The following is a 20177-nucleotide window of genomic DNA, read 5'->3' on the forward strand; positions in this document are numbered from 1 at the left end:
AAATATCGCTACATTTGCATAGTTAAAAACGATTAATTGTTATAAATATTAATCATTTAAAGTGATGAACTATGCAGATAAATGACTTTGTAATTTTTCAGGCAGTAGCAGAATATAATAGCTTTACCAAAGCTGCAACTATCACAAACACCGTACAATCTAATGTTACTGCCCGCATTAAATACTTAGAAGAGCAGTTTAACGCACGTCTTTTTAACCGTACATCAAGGCAAATTGAACTAACTGAAGCTGGGCTTCAATTACTGAAAGCAACTAAAGAAATTCAGGTAATTCTTGATCATGCCAGAAAATCAATTGGAGGTAAGCTTACGGCAGTTAAAGGTTTAATAAAGATTGGTTGTATTCACACTACAGCAGCACTTCGTGCTCCTGGAATATTGAAGAAATTTACAGAGGAGTACCCACAAATAGAATTTCGCCTAAAAACAGGTACTTCTGCGAGTTTAATTAAAGATGTGATATCATATAAGCTAGATGGTGCCTTTGTAGCAGGAAATGTAAATCATCATGATTTAATTGTACAGGAGATATTAAGCGAAGAATTGTGTATTGTTACTTCTACTGGCATTACTTCAATAAATCAATTAAAGAAATCTGTAAAACCACTTAGAATGATTGCTTTTAGTGACGGTTGTTCTTACCGAAAGCTTTTTGAAGATTTATTGAACGAATGGCCTACTAAAAAATTTACCATCTTAGAACAAGATACCTTGGAAGGTATAATCAATACAGTAGAAGCTGGTATTGGAATTACGCTACTTCCAATAGCCCTAATTGAAAAATATTATAGCTACCGAAATTTGAATACAATTTCACTTCCAAAAAAGTTCGCTCAAATGAAGACAGTTTATGTTAAGCGTAAAGATGCTCCTATGAGTGAGAGCTATTTATTGTTTTATAAAATGATTGAGGAAGGATATAAACTATAATCTAACCATACTTTTGGTGCTGCATAATGATGTGTGTGAACAGAATCCTAACTTTGAATATTGTCTACATAGTTAATGCCATTTATGGAAGCTAAAGAAATCCTAAAAAATCACGTAAGCAAAATAACACAGCTAACTGATGAACAGTTCGATTATTTTTTCTCGCATTTTAAAAAGCAGAGTTTTAAAAAAGGACAAGCCATCATTAGCGATGGAGATAGGGTAGATTGTGAATACTTTGTGATTTCAGGTTGCTTAAAATCTTTCTTTATTAATGACGATTTGAAAATGTACATCCTTCAGTTTGCTATGCCTACCTGGTGGGCATCCGATTTCAATGCACTCTATAACCATACAAAAGCTACTATAAATTTAGATTGCATTACTGACGCAGAAGTGCTCTGTTTGTCTAATGACGATAGAGAAAAGTTATGTAATGAACTTCATCCGGTAGAACATTTTTTTAGGTGGAGAACGAATAGAGGATATGTGGCTACCCAAAAAAGGTTACTATCATTAATGAATAATAATGTAAAATATAGGTATGAGGAACTCTTAAAAATGTACCCAGAACTGTATAATATTGTCCCAAAAAATCTCATAGCGGCTTATTTAGGTGTTTCCAGAGAAACGCTTAGTCGATTATATGCTCCCGAAAAGTGATGTAGGTCACATAAACAATTAGCCACTTCAAATGTGATGTAGGTCACGTTAAAGCCTGAAAAATCCTGCCGTACTTTGTGTTGTAATTAAACATAAAGAAAATGAAAAATCAAAAATTTGAAGTGCTAAATGCACAAAGCAAAATTCACTGGGTAGGTAAAAAAGTAACAGGTGCACATGATGGTACCATCGACATTAAAGAAGGACAACTTATTTTAAACGATGGTCAATTAAGTGGTGGAAAGTTCATAATTGACACTACATCCATCATCATCCTCGACGTAACCGACCCCACAACTAATGCACAATTTGCAGGTCACCTTGCATCTGACGATTTCTTCTCTAGTCAAAAATTTCCAGAAGCCACGCTCGAAATCAACTCGGTTTCAGGTAAACATATTGAGGGTAACCTAACTATCAAAGGCATTACACACGCTGTTGGTTTTGATGCAGAAATTAACACGAAAGGAGATTTGTTAACAGCAACAGGTAAATTAATCATTGACCGTACTAAATATGAAATGAAATTTCGCTCAGGCAATTTCTTTATGGATTTAGGCGATACTTTAATCTACAATGATTTTGAACTAAATGTAAGTTTAACCGCTAAAGAGGTTAGTGAAACCATTTTAGCTTAAAAATTATAGTCATGCCATATATAAAAATACAAGTAACTCGCGAAGGAGTTACGAGAGAGCAAAAACAAGCTTTAATTAAAGGCGTAACAGATTTAATGACAACTGTTTTAAATAAAGACCCGCAATTAACGGCTGTAGTCATTCAAGAAATTGACCTAGATGACTGGGGACAAGGTGGAGAGCAAGTGTCTGTGTTGAGGGAAAAAGGTATTACAGCAGAAAAAAAATAAGACGATGAAAAAGCAAACTATAATTGTTACGGGTGCCTCATCAGGCATTGGTAAAGAAATAGCTCGTCACTTTTTGTCCAAAGGTGATCATGTAGTTATCAATTCAGCCACTGCTGAAAAATTAGAAGATGTTTATCAAGAATTAGGCGGAGGAGAAAATTTGGCAATGGTTGCTGGTGATGTTAGTGATAAAAAAACTGGGGAACAGCTTTTGAGTACTGCTATTGCAAAATTTGGCTCAGTAGATGTATTAGTGAATAATGCTGGTATTTTCGAAACCAAGGCATTTCTGGAAGTAGATGAGGCTTATCTAGACAAATTTTTAGACACGAACCTGAAAGGTACATTTTTTACTAGTCAAGCTATAATTCCACAAATGATTAAACAACAAGGTGGGGTAATCATAAATATTGGTACGCCTTTAGTAAACCATGCATTAGGAGGCGCAAACATTACGGCGCAAATGGCTTCAAAAGGAGCAGTTCATGCACTCACGATACAATTAGCAGCAGAATTTGGAAAAAATAATATAAGGGTTAATACAATTGCACCTGGTACAATCCGTACACCTATGCATGGTAATACTGTTGATGAAAGTGCAGGACTACACTTGTTGAACCGTGTAGGTGAAGTACAAGATATTGCAGAAATGGTTTATACGGTAGCCAAAAGTAATTTTATTAGTGGTGCTACCATCAATGTGGATGGAGGTATGGGAGCCGGACATCACTTAAACTAATGTGAAAACGCTTTTATTAACTGCAATTCTATTTTGGGCAACGCTGTTATCAAAAGCACAAAATTTAAAGAAAATGGAAAATAATCAGCAAGATTTATTAGCAATAACAGAGCTGCTAGAAAAATATTACCTCAAAGGAATTTATGAAGGTGATGTAAACAAATTAAAAGAGATTTTATATCCCGGCAGTTTATTATTTGGCGATGTAAAGGGAGAACCTTATGCTAAAACACTCGATCAGTATCTTTATGGAGTACAACAACGCCAAAGCCCAAAAGATTCGGGCAAATTGTTTAAAGGAACAATTATATCAATTGACATAGTTAACTCTATTGCCATAGCGAGGGTTAAAGTTAAAATGTATGATTTTAATTATACCGACTTGCTATCTTTTCATAAATTGGATAATCGTTGGTTCATTGTAAATAAGATGTTTACAGATATTGCCGACTAAATTTTAAAATTATGTGGTATCAAACAAAAGCATCAGAAATATTAGGTATTCAATATCCTATTTTGCAAGGCCCATTTGGTGGTAATCTTTCATCTGTTGAACTTGTGTCAATAGTATCTAATGCGGGTGGTCTAGGCGGCTACGGAGCATATACCTTAAGTCCAGAAGAGATTATTCAAGTTGATGAGCAAATCAAAGCGTCAACAAATAAACCCTATAATATCAATTTATGGGTGTCTGATACAGACACGGTAGATGGTACAGTATCAGATGAACAATTTAAAAAAGCAGAAGGCCTTTTCAAGCCTTATTTTGATGAACTGGGAATTGCTTTGCCAGAAAAGCCAGCACCATTTAAAAGTCGATTTGAGAATCAAGTAGAAGTACTCCTTGATCTAAAACCTCCAGTATTGAGCTTTATGTTTGGTGTGCCATCCACAGATATCTTAGAAGAATGCCGTAAGCAAGGCATAGTTAGTATTGGAGCCGCAACCACATTAGATGAAGCTATTGCATTAGAGGCAGCGGGCGTTGACCTAATTATTGCATCAGGTTTTGAGGCGGGAGGGCATCGCCCTTCTTTTCTCAGATCGGCAGAATCATCTACTACAGGAACATTTGTATTGTTACAATTGATTAAAGAAAAGGTGAAAACTCCAATTATAGCAGCCGGTGGAATTGCAAATGGCAAGGGTGTAGCGGCAGCAATGATGCTTGGTGCTGATGCTGCTCAGATTGGTACAGCATTCTTAGCTACAGATGAATCTAATGCCACTGCTAAACATAAAGAAATGCTGTTTTCTGACGCTGCAAAATACACTACATTGTCAAGGGCATTTACAGGAAGATTAGGCAGAGGAATAATCAGTAGAATTGCGAAAGACCTAATTCATCAGGAAAAAGTTTTTCTGCCATTTCCATTACAAACACAATATATGTCGCATTTAAGAAAAGCAGCCATTGAACAAGAAAAATGGGATATGATTTTATTTTGGGGCGGACAAATTGCTCCATTACTAAAACACAAAAAAGCTGGTGACTTAATGAAATCTATACTCGAAGAAACGACAAGTTATTTTTAGAAAAGCAATCTTTACATCTATTAAATTCTTGTTGGTTGCAGTACAATAGATTGCTTCATTACAAAACACAACCCCAGCTTCAGTTCGCAATGACGAATAATTTAAATTTTCAGTTTTCTTTACTATCTTGTTAAAGTACTTTAACCTGAAATTGATGAATTGCTTCATTTTTTATCAAATAAGTTAAAGTTATTTTTTTCTAATGAGGAAATAACTTTCTTAATTGTGCGGAGATAATAATAGGTGTGCGCAAAGCCCCATATAATGTACCAATTAAAAGTGTAGTATTTTTTCAAATTCATATCGTAAATAACTGGAATTTCACGTTCACCAATAGTAGATCTCATTGATCTTTTACTAAATTTAATAGCTGATGGATCAATAGCTTGACCCACTATAATATTAATATATACTGTTAGAGAATATTCCGATTTTCCATGGACAGCTCTGATAAAGCCCGTTGCCGCTGAGGTAAATCCTCTTACATAAGCCTCATCTATTAACTTATCTGTTTTAGCAACAATTAAGATAAGTTTTAAGTCATACCCGTAAAAGGGTTTTTTATACCCTAACAATGCAACATCTGCTGTTGTACCAAAAATCTGTACGTTTTCAGCAATTTTTTGTTGTTCCATTTAACTAATGTACAAGTTATCATCGAGAACAATTTAAAATGTTATCTAATGATTAATTATCTTGTATGAATTAAGCTTTTATCGGTTAGTGTCTCCATAACCGAAATCCAATCAGCATTTTAAGTCTTTCTAAGTTTGCAACCTTGATATATTATAAGTTTAAACATAGAATTAGTTTAAATTGTCAAATATTTTATAGCCTTAGGGGTAAAACTTTCTTTTAAAGTGTCTTTAGCAATTGCACTGAAAAGTGTGCTATGTATTCATATTTTATGTATAAGTTGCTCTTAGTTCCTTCGGAGTTTGTTCGGAGCTTCTTCGGAGTTTGTTCGGAGTTAGTACGGTTAATTCCGAACAAACTGCGTTTTAAGTGCGAATGAAGTATGAATGAAAGATTAAGCTGTTATAGAAATGACTTTACTCTTTTTCCAAATTATTAGCATTTTATATTGCTTGTTGTAACTTCTTTTTGCATCTCTAATGCCAAATAGAGCTAATCTTTTTTTATACTTCGTCATCTCGACTGGAGCAACGCGGAATGGAGAGATCTTTCTAGATGCAATATTTAAAGAATTTTAGCTTTTGCTGATTGCTGCGGGTTCTCCACTAGCTCGGAATGACGGAAAAAACTTAACAGAAAATTAACATATACCGTTTTGGTTTTTGGTTCATAATAAGCTATATTTGTATAATTATCAACACAAAACGTCATGAGTAAAGAAACTTTAGAAATCTCTGTAATGGTTGATGAACAATTTGATATGAGCTTTAACTTAGTAGAAGGCATTTTTGGATTAATCCTTAAAATCTTTGGGAAGTAAGAAAGTCAGTTGATTGTTTAGCTATGATAACGAGTTGCTCAAGCCCGAATGGGAAAATATGCTTTAGTTTTTTTAACCACTGATTAATAGATCGCTCTTTCTTTAACTTTCCCTTACGCTTTTATCCTATAGTCTTTCTGCTTTACTCTTTTAGGTTTTACTTATATTTGCAACAATGAGTAGAAATAGAAAAAATGCTGAGCCAATTCGAATTTCAGGACTGAGTATTATTGACATTGCCGAAGAGGGAAAGGGTGTTGGCAAAGCTGATGAATTAGTCATTTTTGTTGATAAAGCCGTTCCTGGTGATGTGGTTGATGTGCGTATAGTGAAGAAGAAAAAGAACTTCGCAGAAGCAATTGTTGAACACATTCAAACTCCATCAGAACTGCGTCAAGATCCTTTTTGCAGTCATTTTGGCACATGTGGTGGGTGCAAATGGCAACACATGGAGTACGATGCACAATTGAAGTTCAAACACAAAAATGTTGAAGCCGCCTTACAGCGCTTAGCAAAAATTGATACCTCTGCAATGGAACCGATTTTAGGTTCGGCAGTTAATAGATATTACAGAAACAAATTAGAATATACTTTTTCGAACAAGCGGTGGCTAAATGCTACCGACATGGAATTTGAAGCGGAAGGCAGAGAAATGAACGCTTTGGGTTTTCATGTTCCATTACGTTTTGATAAGATTTTAGATATTGAACATTGCTATTTACAAGCCGAGCCGAGCAATAGTTTGCGTTTAAGAGTTCGAGAATATGCATTAAAAAACGGATTGAGTTTTTACGATTTACGCAATCACGAAGGTGCGCTACGTAATTTAATTATTAGAACTTCGTCAACCGGAGAAGTGATGGTTGTTGTGGTTTTCGCTTATGCGGAGCAAGATCAAATTAAAGGTTTAATGGAACATTTAAAAGTTTCATTTCCTGAAATTACCGCTTTGCTTTATATCGAAAATCAGAAAAAGAACGATACTATTTTTGACCAAGAAGTAATTACATATTCAGGGAGAGATCACATTTTTGAGCAAATGCCTGTGGAGAATGGGGGCGTAGTTAAGTTTAAAATTGGGGCGAAATCTTTTTATCAAACCAACTCCGAGCAAGCATACGAATTATATAAAATAACAAAGGAGTTTGCCGGTTTTAAAGGTGATGAATTGGTGTATGATTTATACACTGGCGCTGGAACTATTGCTAACTTTATTGCAGGTAGTGTAAAACAAGTAATAGGTATTGAGTATGTGCCAACGGCGATAGAAGATGCTAAATTTAATGCATCGCTTAATGGAATTGAGAATACCATTTTCTACGCTGGAGATATGAAAGACATTTTAACAGGTCATTTTATTGCAGAACATGGCAAGCCCGATGTAGTGATTACTGATCCGCCGAGAGCTGGAATGCATACAGATGTGGTAGAGCGTTTACTAGAAATGGAAGCCGAAAAAATTGTGTACGTAAGCTGTAATGCAGCTACGCAGGCTCGTGATTTAGCGCTGTTAAAAGAAAAATATGATGTAGTGCGTATTAAGCCAGTAGATATGTTTCCGCATACACAGCATGTAGAAAATGTAGTTTTATTACAACTGAAATCATGAAAAAATATTGGATTTATTTAGTAGTAATTGCTGTATTGGCTGCCTGTAAAGGCAATGTTAAAACTGAAGCAAGGTCTGTAAAAGAGATTGATTCGGCAAAAGCAAAAATGATAGTTGATAGCACAAAACAAGTGGTAGATACTATTTTACTAAGTAAAACTGATACAGCATTTGTGGTTAAAAATAAACTAATTAAAGATGATATTGGCGATAAGCAAAAGCAATACATCATCCAGCTGTTTTTTACAAATGAGCATTGGCCAATATTAATTTATAAAAATGCAATTGGCGCAGATGTGGCCTTAGCAGGAGATTTAAATGGTGATAATCAGCCTGAATTATTACTAAGGCCCGAATGGTTTAGCAGTTGTTGGTCAAGTGTCAACTTGTTTTCACTAAAAAATAATGAATGGAAATTAGTTAAAAAAGGCAGCATGTATTTTTGTTCGGATAAATATCCACTACCTAAAAGAATTGTGAAAACCGATAAAGGTTATGGCTTATTAACAGATAGCTTAACCGACGATAAATTTATTACCCTAAAAAAAGAAATCAAGTTTTAAGATATGGAGAGTGAAGAGTTATTGGGCAATTTAAGCTCTGATGAGAATGGGACACCAAAAAAAGAAAAGAAAAGTCCGTTAGTAAGTTTAGAAAAAGACCTAACATTTTATGCGGATTCGATTAAGGAAGTAGCAGTAGAAATTATGATGGAAGGAATTTCCTTAAATCCGATTTTTATTGCACACCAACACGAAGTAAGTATAGGTGAAGTAATTTTAAATAAAGCAGATTTAAATACCGATTGGACAATCCAAGCATCAACGTTAGAAGAATTTATTCAGAAAGGAATTATTCATCCTGATAAGAAAGAACAATTTTTAAAAACCTACAAAAAGCCAGAAAACTACATGTGTGTTTTTGTGGTAGTTCCAGAAGGAGCAAACTTTGTTTATTATCCTTATCCCAAAGGGAAGTAGGTTGAGAGTTGCTTTTAAAGCTATAGAAGGTAATTATCGCATTAAGATTAGCTGCGCTGAGCACTTCGTAGTTCCCGCTCTCGCGAGAATGACGCAAAATGCAAAAGCCAATAGTGCATCCACACTATTGGCTTTTCCTTTAAACTAAAAACTAAACTAAAATTGTACTAATTCACGTGATTAACATCGCCACTTTTTGAAGAAGTGGTTTTCTTTAATGACGCATTTCCTTTATAATTTACATCGCTACCGCCACTTGCGCCAGCTTCTAATCCTTTGTTTACATAAATATTAGCATCAGAACCACCGCTCACGCTTACTTTAGCGTAATTTACGATGTAGCTAAAAGCATCAACATCACTACCACCACTCGCATTTAATTGCATATTTTCTCCACTACCTGTTAAATCTGCATCAGAACCACCACTCACATTTACCGTTAAATCTTTACATGCTAACGTTAATTTAAGATCCGAACCACCGCTACCTCTTACATTCAGCACATCGGTTTTTAAGGTGTTTTGAGTGTACACATCAGAACCGCCACTTGCAGTTAAGCTTTTTAGCGTTTTAAAATTCACATACACTTTAATGCTTTGGTTTCTAAATAACCTGGTCCAATTCACACCTTCCTTATATTTAATGGTAACAGCGCTTCCACTTTGCTCAACAATAACATCTTTAATTAAATCATTATCACCTTTTATAGTCAAAGTTTCGCTAGTGCCTTGTGTTAAATACAAATCTATTCCACTACTTACCGTTAGTGAATTAAAATTTTTCACACCTACATTTTTGCTTTGTGCTTGGGTGTTTATATAACTTAAAAGGGCAATTGCTACTAAACACGCCGATTTGGGTAAACTGCTAAATTTCATAATTTATTTTTTAAGGGTTGTATTCATTAGACGCAGTTGACTGGGTAAACGTTGCAAGAAATTGAAATTATTTTTTTATTTGATTTTGAGGCTTAAAATCGTTCTTTTGTACAGTACAATAAAAGCGCTTAGCCATGCCCGAAAATCAAGTACTTATTTTAGATAAACAGCAAATCGAACAAAAGATTAATCGGATTGCGTATCAGATTTTGGAAGATAATTTAGAGGAAAAGGAAATAGTATTGGCTGGTATTTGGGATCGTGGATATAAACTTGCTTTGCGTTTAAAAACGGTACTCCAAGAAATCGCAAGTTTTAAAGTAACTATGCTTCGTGTAGATCTCGAAAAACAAAATAGCAAATTAGTTGCGAAAACAGATTTACAGGAAACAGAATGGAAAAATAAAGTAATTATTTTAGTTGATGACGTGCTAAACAGCGGTAAAACGTTAGCCTATGGATTAGGCGTTTTCTTAAATACACCACACAAAAAAATTCGCACAGTAGTATTAGTCGATAGAAGTCATAAAATTTTTCCAATTGCTACAGATTTTGTAGGATTAGAGCTTTCTACCATTTTAAAAGAACACGTAGATGTAGTGATGGATGTAGCAGGAGAGGAAGATCGAGTTTATTTGAGCTAATAGCGAGATGAATAAATTTGCAAATCAGCCCAATTTTTTGCAATTTCCCTAAATGTATCATTCTCGTAAAAATGGTTTTATCTTTCATTGTTATTCTTGGTATATCAATTATATCTTAAAGAAAGATTTCTCTGCTTTTACCCATAATCAGCTTGTTATTAAGGATGATGAAGCAGTTTTGCTATTGGCGAATCGTTTCAGTTGGTGGGATGGTTTTATGCTGTTTCAACTCAATAAAAAAGTATTTAAAAAACAGTTTCACGCCCTTGTTACCACAGACGATTATAAACAATTGAATTATTTAAAATATTTTGGCTGTTTTGCTCCAGAAAATAAGGGGAAAGATGTGCTGGAAACCTTACTATATGCAGGTTCTTTATTGGATGATCCAAAAAACTTAGTGCTGATCTTCCCGCAAGGAAAAATCAAATCATCTTATGTAGATTCGATTGCATTCGAAAAAGGAGTGATGCAGTTAATAAATGCTTCTAAAAAGAAATTTCAAACTGTGTTTTCGGTTATCCTTACTGATTATTTTAACAACAGAAAACCTATAGCTAAAGCGTATTTAGCCAGCTGGCAAGCCGAAGAATATATAAGTTTGCAATTGCTTAAAAGCGAATACAACAAACATTATGACGCTGCGATTTTAAAACAAACACAAAAAGCATCTTAAGCTTTAAATTCTCATGCTCTTTTTGTGTATTTTTGTAGGTGTAATTGTGGTAATTTAAAATGGAATACAATTTAAACGTAACAATCGATAAATCTTCTGGCTTTTGCTTTGGTGTAGTATATGCGATAGATATGGCTGAAGACATTTTAGATAATGAGGAATATCTGTATTGTTTGGGCGATATTGTACATAATGACGAAGAAGTTGAGCGCCTAAAAGCAAAAGGACTTCGTATTATAGATCACGAACAATTGCATCAGCTTTCTAATGAAAAAGTATTAATTAGAGCACATGGCGAAGCACCTTCAACCTATCAATTAGCTTTAAATAATAACTTAACGTTAATCGATGCTTCTTGTCCTGTAGTTTTAAAATTGCAAAATCGCATCAAAAACTCACATGATGATAATGAACAAATTCTCATTTTTGGTAAACATGGCCATGCAGAAGTTATAGGTTTACAAGGGCAAACTAATGGAAAAGCAATTGTTTTTCAGGATTTAGCAGAGCTAGATGAAATGGAATTACCTAATAAGTTCACTTTGTATAGTCAAACTACTAAAAGCACAGATAAATTCTATCAAATTAAAGATGAATTATTGAATAGAGGTTATGATGTAAAAGCAAACGATACCATTTGCCGACAAGTTTCTAATCGATATGAAGAGTTAGAAAAATTTGTAGCAGACTTTGATAAAATTATATTCGTATCAGGCAAAAAGTCATCGAATGGAAAAGTTTTATATGATGTTTGTAAAAAGTACAACACCAACTCTTACTTTATTTCTAATGTCGAAGAATTGGATAAAAGTTGGTTTGCACCAAATGATAAAATTGGTATTTGTGGTGCAACTTCTACACCAATGTGGCTGATGGAACTTGTTAAATCCGAGTTAGAAAAACTCTCGTAAGTACCTCCGAAAAATCATTATTAAATGAGTATAAAATTTACTTTAGCGCTTCTTTTTTCATTTTTAAGTCTAACAGTTCTTGCACAGAATGCCATTATTAAAGGGAAGATTACTAATTCGTTTACTAATCAGCCAATTGCTGGAGCCACTGTTTCTATTCAAGGAAAAACAAATAATGCCATTACTGATAGCTTAGGGGATTATAGTTTATCAAATTTAGCTCCAGGAGTTTATAATCTAAAGATCAATTTTATAGGTTATAAGCCTAAATCTGTTTTTGATATTGCAGTGAGTAATGCAAAAGCTACAGTTCTTGATATAACATTAGAAACTGAAGTGAGTAATTTAGACGAGGTTGTAATTCAAAGAGCAAGATTTGTAAAACCAATAGAAAGTCCATTATCATTAAGAACTATTGGTGCTACTGAAATTAAAAGGAACCCCGGTGGGAATAGAGATATTTCAAAAGTTATTCAATCTTTACCTGGAGTTTCTGCTCCAGTAAGTTATCGGAATGACATCATAATTCGTGGTGGTGCACCGAATGAAAATAGATTTTATTTAGATGGAATAGAAATTCCGAATATTAATCACTTTACCACACAAGGTTCATCAGGCGGACCAGTGGGTTTAATTAATGTAGATTTTATAAAAGAAGTTGATTTTTATTCTGGAGCTTTTCCGGCAGCCAGAGGAAATGCTTTAAGTTCGGTTTTTGAATTTAAGCAGAAAGATGGAAATCCTGATAAAATGGGAGCATCATTAACAGTTGGCTCTAGTGATTTTGCAGTAGTAGCTGATGGACCAATAAGTAAAAAAACAACTTATATGGCATCCTATAGATTGTCTTATTTGCAGGGTTTATTCAAGCTATTAGGGTTGCCTTTTTTACCTTCTTATCAAGATTTTCAGTTTAAGCTTAAAACCAAATTTAATACTAAAAATGAGTTGACAATAGTGGGTTTGGGTGCTATTGATAAAGCGGTGCTGAATTTTAACACAGAAAAAACCGAAAGTAATTTATACACAATAGCTAATTTCCCAGAGAATAAACAAGATAATTATACCATTGGAGCGGTATATAAAATCTATCGTGAAAAAGGCTTTTCTACACTTGTTTTAAGCAGAAATTATTTAAATAATAAAGCTTATAAATTTCAAGATAACGACCAAAGTAAAATTCAAACATTAGATTATCATTCTACTGAAACTGAAAACAAACTGAGGTTAGAAAATTCCTCTCTTGAAGGTAAATATAAGATAAGCTTTGGTGCTGGAGTTGAAACAGCAGATTATACCACCAATAGTTTGCAAGTTTTACCAGGCGGAACAGAAGGTTATATTTCTGCCATTAACTTTATTAAGTATGGAGCATTTGCCCAAGTTAGTGCACCGTATTTAGCTGATAAACTAAATCTTTCTTTTGGTTTAAGATTAGATGGAAATAGTTTTAGCTCTAAAGGCGAAAATCCTTTTAAAACCTTGTCACCCAGATTTTCAGCTTCCTATAATTTTAATGAAAAAATTAGCTTCAATTTCAACACAGGTATTTATTATCAGTTACCTGCTTACACGGTTTTAGGTTTTAGAAATAATACTGGCGGACCATTGCTAAATCAAAATGTAAATTATATCCGCTCTGCGCAAGTTGTTGCTGGCTTAGAGTACAATACATTAAAGAGCACTAAGTTTACAGTAGAAGGTTTCTTTAAAAATTATAGCCGTTATCCTATGGTTAAAGTTTTTGGAGACGTAATTCCATTGGCAAATTTAGGCGCCGATTTCGGCGTTGTAGGCAATAAACCCGTAATTGGTGAAACAGAGGGAAGAAGTTATGGGTTAGAGTTTTTTGCTCAGCAGCGTTTAAATAAGGGTTTTTATGGTATTTTCGCTTTAACCTTATTCCGTAGCGAGTTTAAAGATAAGCTCGGTGAATATGTGCAGTCAAGCTGGAACAATCGTTATATTCTAAGTATGACTGCAGGTAAAATCTTACCAAAAAACTGGGAAATAGGAGCTAAGGTTCGCTTAGGCGGAGGGAGCCCATACACGCCGTATGATATCGCCTTTTCTTCATTAAAAAGTAATTATTCTATTTATCCGCAAGGAGTACAAGATTATGATAGGCTGAATGAGAGTAGGTTAAAAGGTTTTTACCAATTAGATGCGAGGGTTGATAAAAAGTATCCTTTCAAGAAGTTTAACCTTAACGTATATTTGGACATTCAGAATTTAACTTACAATAAATACGAAACACAATCGCAATTGGTATTAGATAGAGATGCAAGTGGTAATGCACAAGATGCACCCGGAGACGCTACTCGTTTTAAAACTAAACTGCTTACAAATACTAGTGGTAATATTTTACCAACTATTGGCGTAATATTCGAATTATAATTATGGGAAAGAAGGGAGTTTTATTAGTTAATTTAGGTACACCAGATAATCCAGATGTTCCTGCAGTACGCAGATATCTTGATCAGTTTTTGATGGATGAAAGGGTAATAGATATCCCTAAATTTAATAGAACGCTATTGGTAAAAGGAATAATTGTTCCTTTTAGAAGTCCTAAAACTTCTAAATTATATAAAGAAATTTGGGGCGAAAAAGGCTCTCCATTATTATATTACAGTGAAATTCAGGCAAAATTACTGCAAGAAAAATTGGGTGATGATTATCAGGTAGAATTGGCAATGCGATATCAAAATCCTTCTATTGAAAGTGCTTTAGAAAGATTAAAAGCTGGGTTAGTAGAAAGCATTAAGGTAATTCCAATGTTTCCTCAATATGCATCTGCAAGTACAGGTTCAGTGATGCAATTGGTAATGGAATTGGTAAGTAAATGGCAAACTATTCCACCAATTTCATTTGTAAACTCTTTTCATGATAATAACTTAATGCTTGAAGTGTTTGCAGAAAATGCAACTAAGCATCAGCCCGAAATGTATGATCATGTGCTTTTTAGTTTTCATGGTTTGCCAGAAAGACAATTATTAAAATGTGATCACACTGGAAGTTATTGTTTAAAACATACAGATTGCTGCCAAACGTATAATGACACCAATAAATTCTGTTATTCTGCTCAAGGTCATCATACAGCAAGTCTAATTGCTGCAAAACTAGGTTTATCTAAAGAGAAATACACCGTTTGTTTTCAATCTCGATTGGGTAAAGAACCTTGGGTACAGCCTTATACAACAGATGTTTTAAAGAAATTAGCTGCGGAAGGCAAAAAGAGATTATTAGTTTTTAGTCCTGCATTTGTAGCCGATTGTTTGGAAACGCTATATGAAATCACAGTAGAATATCACGAAGAATTTAAAGCACTTGGTGGCGAACATGTACAATTGGTAGAAAGCCTGAACGATCATCCAAAATTTATTGAGGCATTAGTAGAATTAGCGAAAAACTAAAATTAAGCGATTGCTTTTACAATCATTTCTGTAGCTCCTTTTTTCTGCTCCACATATTTTTTCGCATCTGCGGATGCCATTTCATTTGATTTAAAAAACTCAAAAGCTCTAATTAATTCATTGGATGTAGTTACACTTTTGGCTGCGCCGATGGTAATTAAATCTTTGGCTTCTTGAAATTTATCATATTTAGGACCAAAAATTACAGGCAGTCCAAATGCTGCGGCTTCTAATGTATTATGGATTCCTGCTCCAAAACCGCCACCAATATAAGCTACTTTAGCATATTGATATAAAGAGGAAAGTAATCCAATATTATCGATAATCAGAATTTTATGAGAAGAATCTAAGGTATAAGCTGCTTCAGGTGAAATATCATGAATTTCTGATATCATTATATTTAAATTAGAAAACTTGATAGCTTTCGGGAAAAGACTTTCTATCTCTTCAATGTGAGATTGCCCAATCTCATGTGGAGCGATTATAAATTTCCAATCAGGATATTTTTCAATTAAGCTAACTAACAATTTCTCATCTTCTGGCCAGGTACTTCCAGCTATAAAAGTTGGAGAATTACCTAAAAAATTCTCAATTTCTGATAGCTTTTTAGGTTGCAGGGCATTTTCATAAACGCGATCAAAACGAGTATCTCCACTTAAACTAACATGATTAATTCCAATACTTTTTAAAAGAGAAACACTTTCTTCATTTTGTACAAAAAAGTGTGTTACTAATTTTAAAATCCCCCTATAAAAACTGCCGTACCATTTAAAAAACACTTGATTTGGTCTGAAAATACCAGAAATTAAATAAAGAGGAATTTGCTTTTCGTGTAATTCGTTAAAATAATGATACCAAAATTCATACTTGGTAAATACAGCAAACTTTGGATTTATGCTATTTATAAACTTTTTTGCATTGCTCGAAGTGTCTAAAGGCAAATAAAAAACATCGGCCAATGCATAATTTTTTCTAATCTCATATCCTGAAGGAGAAAAAAAAGTAACCACAATTTTCTGCGAAGGATCATTAGCTTTGAGCTTTTCTAGTACTGGTCTGCCTTGTTCAAACTCTCCTAAAGAAGCAAAGTGAAACCATATCGGGTTATCATTACTATTGATTTTTTGTTGAATTTTTTGAAAGATATTTTTCCTTCCAGCCACAAATAATTTGGCTTTAGCATTAAAAAGCGATGCCAACCTCAATACTAAGCCATATATTACAATCCCAATAGTATAAATCCAAAGCATTTTGTGTCTTAATTTCTTATCTTCGTCCGAAGATAAATGAATAAATTTAAAACCTTCAATTAATATATGAAGATAGCAGTAATTGGAACAGGATATGTGGGCCTTGTTACCGGAACGTGTTTGGCAGAAACAGGTAATAACGTAATTTGCGTAGATATTGATAAAGCAAAAGTTGAAAAAATGATTGCTGGCGAAGTTCCGATTTACGAACCAGGATTAGATGTGCTATTTCATCGTAATATTGCTCAAGGTCGTTTATCGTTTACAACAGATTTAGCGCTTGCTGTTAAAGAAGCACAAATTATTTTCATGGCTTTGCCAACTCCTCCAGGTGGAGATGGCGCTGCAGACCTTTCTTATATTTTAGGAGCTGCAAAAGATATTTCAAAACTAGTTACGGAATACAAGGTAATTGTAAATAAATCTACAGTCCCAGTTGGTACAGCAGATAAAGTTCAAGCAGTTTTTAAGGAAAGTACTTCAGTAGAAATTGATGTAGTTTCTAATCCGGAATTTTTACGTGAAGGAGTAGCGGTTGATGATTTTATGAAACCTGATCGTGTTGTAATTGGCACACGGAGTGAAAAAGCACAAAAATTAATGGCAGAATTGTATGCACCTTATGTTCGTCAAGGGAATCCTATTTTCTTTATGGATGAGCGTTCTTCTGAATTAACTAAATATGCAGCAAATTCATTTTTAGCAACAAAAATTACGTTTATGAACGAAATCGCAAATCTTTGTGAAATTGTAGGTGCTGATGTAGATGCGATACGTAAAGGAATTGGTTCTGATGATCGTATTGGTAAGCGTTTTCTTTTTCCTGGAATTGGATATGGGGGAAGTTGTTTTCCAAAAGATGTACAAGCATTAGCTATTGCTGCAGATAATCATAATTACGATTTTCAAATTTTGAAGGCCGTAATGAATGTAAATGAAAAACAAAAAACAGTTTTAGTAGATAAATTATTAAAATATTATAAAGGCGATATTAAAGGTAAACATTTTGCGCTTTGGGGCTTGGCATTTAAGCCAGAAACTGATGATATTAGAGAAGCACCAGCATTATATATTATTGATGAATTGATTAAACTAGGGGCAACAGTTACAGCCTTTGATCCGGAAGGAATGAATAATGTAAAATCAATATTAGGTGACAAAATCAGATTTGCTGAGAATCAATACGATGCTTTACAAAATGCGGATGCATTATTAATTGCAACAGAATGGTCAGTGTTCCGTAATCCAGATTTTGAGAAAATGGACGAACTATTGACTACTAAAGTGATTTTTGATGGAAGAAACTTATTCGACCTACAGAAAATGATCGATTTAGGTTATTATTACAATAGTGTTGGCAGAAAACTAATAAACTAATAAACTAATAATGGGACGAAAAAGGGTTTTAATAACAGGAGCAGCGGGATTTTTAGGTTCGCATCTTTGCGATCGCTTTATTAAAGAAGACTTATATGTAATTGGAATGGATAACCTAATTACTGGCGATTTGAAAAATATCGAGCACTTGTTTAAACTAGAAAACTTTGAGTTCTATCATCATGATGTTTCTAAATTTGTTTATGTTCCAGGTAGTTTAGATTATATCTTACATTTTGCCTCTCCGGCAAGTCCAATTGATTATTTAAAAATTCCTATTCAAACATTGAAGGTTGGCTCCTTAGGTATCCATAATTTATTAGGTTTGGCAAGATCAAAAAATGCCCGCTTATTAATTGCTTCAACTTCTGAAGTGTATGGCGACCCAACTGTAAATCCGCAACCAGAAGAATATTGGGGAAATGTAAACCCAGTTGGACCTCGTGGTGTATATGATGAAGCGAAACGTTTTCAAGAAGCGATGACGATGGCATACCATACTTTTCACGGTTTAGAAACTAGAATTGTACGTATATTTAATACCTATGGTCCAAGAATGCGACTAAATGATGGGCGAGTTTTGCCAGCATTTATTGGACAAGCATTAAGAGGAGAAGACCTTACCGTTTTTGGAGATGGAAGTCAAACCCGTTCTTTCTGTTATGTAGATGATTTGATCGAAGGAATTTATCGTTTATTGTTTAGCGATTACGCTCAACCCGTAAATATTGGTAATCCTGATGAGATTACAATGCTAGATTTTGCAGAAGAGATTATCAAATTAACTGGGACTACACAGAAAATTATTTGCAAAGAGCTACCAACTGATGATCCTAAGCAGCGCCGACCAGATATTACCAAGGCTAGAGAACTATTAAATTGGGAACCAAAAGTGAATAGGGCTGAAGGCTTGAAAATTACGTATGATTATTTTAAATCTTTACCGAAAGAAGCGCTTGTAAATAAAGAGCACAAAAATTTTAAAACATATAATAAATAATGAAGAAAATATTAGTTACGGGAGGTGCGGGTTATATAGGTTCACATACTGTGGTGGAACTTTTTAATGCTGGATACGAAGTTGTTATTGTTGATGATTTTTCGAATTCGGATCCTAAAATGTTAGATCAAATTGAGAAAATAAGCGGAAAGAAACCAGAATTTGTAAAACTAGATCTTTGCGATGAACAAGCCGTTCATGCATTTGCTAATCAACATAAAAACATTAGTGGCATTATTCATTTTGCAGCATTTAAAGCAGTTGGTGAGTCGGTTCAACAGCCTTTGAAATACTACCGTAATAATTTTTATTCCTTAATTAATATTATAACAGCATTTAACAGTAAAATCAAATTAGTATTTTCATCATCATGTACAGTGTATGGCCAGCCAGATAAATTACCAGTGACAGAATCGGCACCAGTTAAAAAAGCGGAATCGCCTTATGGAAATACGAAACAAATTGCAGAAGAAATTTTAGAAGAAACTTGTGCGGTAACCCACGATTTAAGAGTAATCGCTTTGCGTTATTTTAATCCAGTTGGCGCACATGCATCGGCTTTAATTGGCGAATTACCTATTGGAGTACCACAAAATTTAGTGCCATTTATTACACAATCTGCTATTGGCAAACGTGGTGCAATTACAGTTTATGGTGATGATTACAACACGCCAGATGGGTCAGCTATAAGAGATTATATTCACGTAGTGGATTTGGCGAAAGCTCATGTTGCTGCAATTAAAAGATTAGAAGCTGAAACAGGGGAAAATTACGAAATCTTTAATATCGGAACAGGTAAAGGTTCATCTGTACTAGAAATTATTCATGCTTTTGAACAATCTACTGGAGAAAAATTAAATTATACAATTGGTGCACGCAGAGAAGGAGATATTGAACAAACCTATGGCGATGTAAGTCGTTCGAATGCTGTTTTAGGATGGAAAGCCGAGTTGGGAATTAATGAAATGATGAGTTCGGCATGGAATTGGGAGAAATATTTAAGAGATAATCCTTTTTAAATGAACCATCATGAGCATCTAATAGTCATTATTGGATGTGCTCATGATAGCTCATTCTCCATTAAAAACATAAACGAATAAATGAAACTAAGTGAGCACAAAGAGCTTAAAATAGAAATTTTAGCATTGCCACCAAAAGAGAAGGACAAATTGTTACTTCGCTTGGTAGCAAAGGATAAAGTGCTTACCGAACATTTACATTTTTTAT

General features: G+C 34.1%; 22 protein-coding genes. 19 read left to right on the forward strand and 3 right to left on the reverse strand.

From position 1 onward, the window contains the following. Nucleotides 1–71 precede the first annotated feature (71 nt). The 7 genes from WC622_RS03280 (at nt 72) to WC622_RS03310 (ending at nt 4756) form a co-directional block, all read left to right on the forward strand. Nucleotides 72–950 carry a LysR family transcriptional regulator gene (locus WC622_RS03280; RefSeq protein ID WP_372817251.1) on the forward strand — a complete coding sequence of 293 codons (879 nt, stop codon included), beginning with the start codon at nt 72–74 and terminating at the stop codon, nt 948–950. An 84-nt stretch (nt 951–1034) separates the two neighbouring features. Further along, the gene (locus WC622_RS03285) at nt 1035–1613 is read left to right on the forward strand and encodes a Crp/Fnr family transcriptional regulator (protein WP_372817252.1); all 579 of its coding nucleotides are present in this window, start codon (nt 1035–1037) and stop codon (nt 1611–1613) included. A gap of 101 nt (nt 1614–1714) precedes the next feature. Then, nucleotides 1715–2251 carry a YceI family protein gene (locus WC622_RS03290; protein ID WP_372817254.1) on the forward strand — a complete coding sequence of 179 codons (537 nt, stop codon included), beginning with the start codon at nt 1715–1717 and terminating at the stop codon, nt 2249–2251. A gap of 11 nt (nt 2252–2262) precedes the next feature. Next, nucleotides 2263–2481: a 4-oxalocrotonate tautomerase family protein gene (locus tag WC622_RS03295; RefSeq protein WP_372817256.1), complete on the forward strand. Its 219-nt coding sequence runs from the start codon at nt 2263–2265 to the stop codon at nt 2479–2481. A gap of 4 nt (nt 2482–2485) precedes the next feature. Then, the gene (locus WC622_RS03300; RefSeq protein WP_372817258.1) at nt 2486–3220 is read left to right on the forward strand and encodes an SDR family NAD(P)-dependent oxidoreductase; all 735 of its coding nucleotides are present in this window, start codon (nt 2486–2488) and stop codon (nt 3218–3220) included. 1 nt (nt 3221) lies between these two features. Next, the gene (locus WC622_RS03305; protein ID WP_372817260.1) at nt 3222–3674 is read left to right on the forward strand and encodes a nuclear transport factor 2 family protein; all 453 of its coding nucleotides are present in this window, start codon (nt 3222–3224) and stop codon (nt 3672–3674) included. Nucleotides 3675–3685: 11 nt separating this feature from the next. After that, nucleotides 3686–4756: an NAD(P)H-dependent flavin oxidoreductase gene (locus WC622_RS03310; protein WP_372817262.1), complete on the forward strand. Its 1071-nt coding sequence runs from the start codon at nt 3686–3688 to the stop codon at nt 4754–4756. A gap of 164 nt (nt 4757–4920) precedes the next feature. On the opposite strand, the gene WC622_RS03315 is transcribed toward WC622_RS03310, so the two are convergent. After that, nucleotides 4921–5391 carry a hypothetical protein gene (locus WC622_RS03315; RefSeq protein WP_372817264.1) on the reverse strand — a complete coding sequence of 157 codons (471 nt, stop codon included), beginning with the start codon at nt 5389–5391 and terminating at the stop codon, nt 4921–4923. A gap of 710 nt (nt 5392–6101) precedes the next feature. Here WC622_RS03315 and WC622_RS03320 point away from each other — a divergent pair. From WC622_RS03320 to WC622_RS03335, 4 genes are all read left to right on the forward strand, one after another. Further along, on the forward strand, nt 6102–6212 hold the full coding sequence (locus tag WC622_RS03320) for a phenylalanyl-tRNA synthetase subunit alpha (RefSeq protein WP_372817266.1): 111 nt from the start codon (nt 6102–6104) through the stop codon (nt 6210–6212). A 175-nt stretch (nt 6213–6387) separates the two neighbouring features. Continuing rightward, complete coding sequence (gene rlmD / locus WC622_RS03325; protein WP_372817268.1) at nt 6388–7821, forward strand: 23S rRNA (uracil(1939)-C(5))-methyltransferase RlmD; 1434 nt, start codon at nt 6388–6390, stop codon at nt 7819–7821. Next, a complete protein-coding gene (locus WC622_RS03330; RefSeq protein ID WP_372817270.1) occupies nt 7818–8384 on the forward strand; it encodes a hypothetical protein in 567 nt (188 codons plus the stop codon). Before rlmD ends, WC622_RS03330 begins: the two co-directional genes overlap by 4 nt. A 3-nt stretch (nt 8385–8387) precedes the next feature. After that, nucleotides 8388–8801 (forward strand): hypothetical protein, encoded by a 414-nt coding sequence (locus WC622_RS03335; RefSeq protein ID WP_372817272.1) that lies wholly within the window; start codon nt 8388–8390, stop codon nt 8799–8801. A 167-nt stretch (nt 8802–8968) separates the two neighbouring features. Here the strand turns inward: WC622_RS03335 and WC622_RS03340 are convergent, their stop codons facing one another. Further along, a complete protein-coding gene (locus WC622_RS03340; protein ID WP_372817274.1) occupies nt 8969–9679 on the reverse strand; it encodes a head GIN domain-containing protein in 711 nt (236 codons plus the stop codon). A gap of 134 nt (nt 9680–9813) precedes the next feature. Between WC622_RS03340 and WC622_RS03345 the strand changes: the two genes are divergently transcribed. Genes WC622_RS03345 through hemH form a run of 5 tightly spaced genes read left to right on the forward strand, consistent with a single transcriptional unit; the run spans nt 9814 to nt 15323 of the window. After that, nucleotides 9814–10323: a phosphoribosyltransferase family protein gene (locus tag WC622_RS03345; protein ID WP_372817276.1), complete on the forward strand. Its 510-nt coding sequence runs from the start codon at nt 9814–9816 to the stop codon at nt 10321–10323. A 52-nt stretch (nt 10324–10375) separates the two neighbouring features. Then, nucleotides 10376–10999, forward strand: coding sequence for a glycerol acyltransferase (locus WC622_RS03350; protein ID WP_372817278.1), 624 nt, complete (start codon nt 10376–10378; stop codon nt 10997–10999). Nucleotides 11000–11058: 59 nt separating this feature from the next. After that, nucleotides 11059–11910, forward strand: a complete 852-nt coding sequence (locus WC622_RS03355) for a 4-hydroxy-3-methylbut-2-enyl diphosphate reductase (protein WP_372817280.1) — start codon at nt 11059–11061, stop codon at nt 11908–11910. A gap of 24 nt (nt 11911–11934) precedes the next feature. Next, the gene (locus tag WC622_RS03360; protein ID WP_372817282.1) at nt 11935–14307 is read left to right on the forward strand and encodes a TonB-dependent receptor domain-containing protein; all 2373 of its coding nucleotides are present in this window, start codon (nt 11935–11937) and stop codon (nt 14305–14307) included. A gap of 2 nt (nt 14308–14309) precedes the next feature. Continuing rightward, entirely contained in the window at nt 14310–15323 is a 1014-nt protein-coding gene (gene hemH / locus WC622_RS03365) for a ferrochelatase (RefSeq protein ID WP_372817283.1), read from the forward strand. Between the two features lie 2 nt (nt 15324–15325). Here the strand turns inward: hemH and WC622_RS03370 are convergent, their stop codons facing one another. After that, nucleotides 15326–16573 (reverse strand): 3-deoxy-D-manno-octulosonic acid transferase, encoded by a 1248-nt coding sequence (locus WC622_RS03370; protein WP_372817285.1) that lies wholly within the window; start codon nt 16571–16573, stop codon nt 15326–15328. Between the two features lie 66 nt (nt 16574–16639). Here WC622_RS03370 and WC622_RS03375 point away from each other — a divergent pair, with 66 nt between their 5' ends. The 3 genes from WC622_RS03375 to galE are packed head-to-tail and all read left to right on the forward strand — an operon-like array spanning nt 16640 to nt 19969. Beyond that, nucleotides 16640–17950 (forward strand): UDP-glucose/GDP-mannose dehydrogenase family protein, encoded by a 1311-nt coding sequence (locus tag WC622_RS03375; protein ID WP_372817287.1) that lies wholly within the window; start codon nt 16640–16642, stop codon nt 17948–17950. 10 nt (nt 17951–17960) lie between these two features. After that, nucleotides 17961–18950: a UDP-glucuronic acid decarboxylase family protein gene (locus WC622_RS03380; protein WP_372817289.1), complete on the forward strand. Its 990-nt coding sequence runs from the start codon at nt 17961–17963 to the stop codon at nt 18948–18950. Then, entirely contained in the window at nt 18950–19969 is a 1020-nt protein-coding gene (gene galE / locus WC622_RS03385) for a UDP-glucose 4-epimerase GalE (protein ID WP_372817291.1), read from the forward strand. Before WC622_RS03380 ends, galE begins: the two co-directional genes overlap by 1 nt. The last annotated feature ends 208 nt before the right edge of the window (nt 19970–20177 follow it).

Source organism: Pedobacter sp., assembly GCF_041662865.1.
Classification (GTDB): domain Bacteria; phylum Bacteroidota; class Bacteroidia; order Sphingobacteriales; family Sphingobacteriaceae; genus Pedobacter.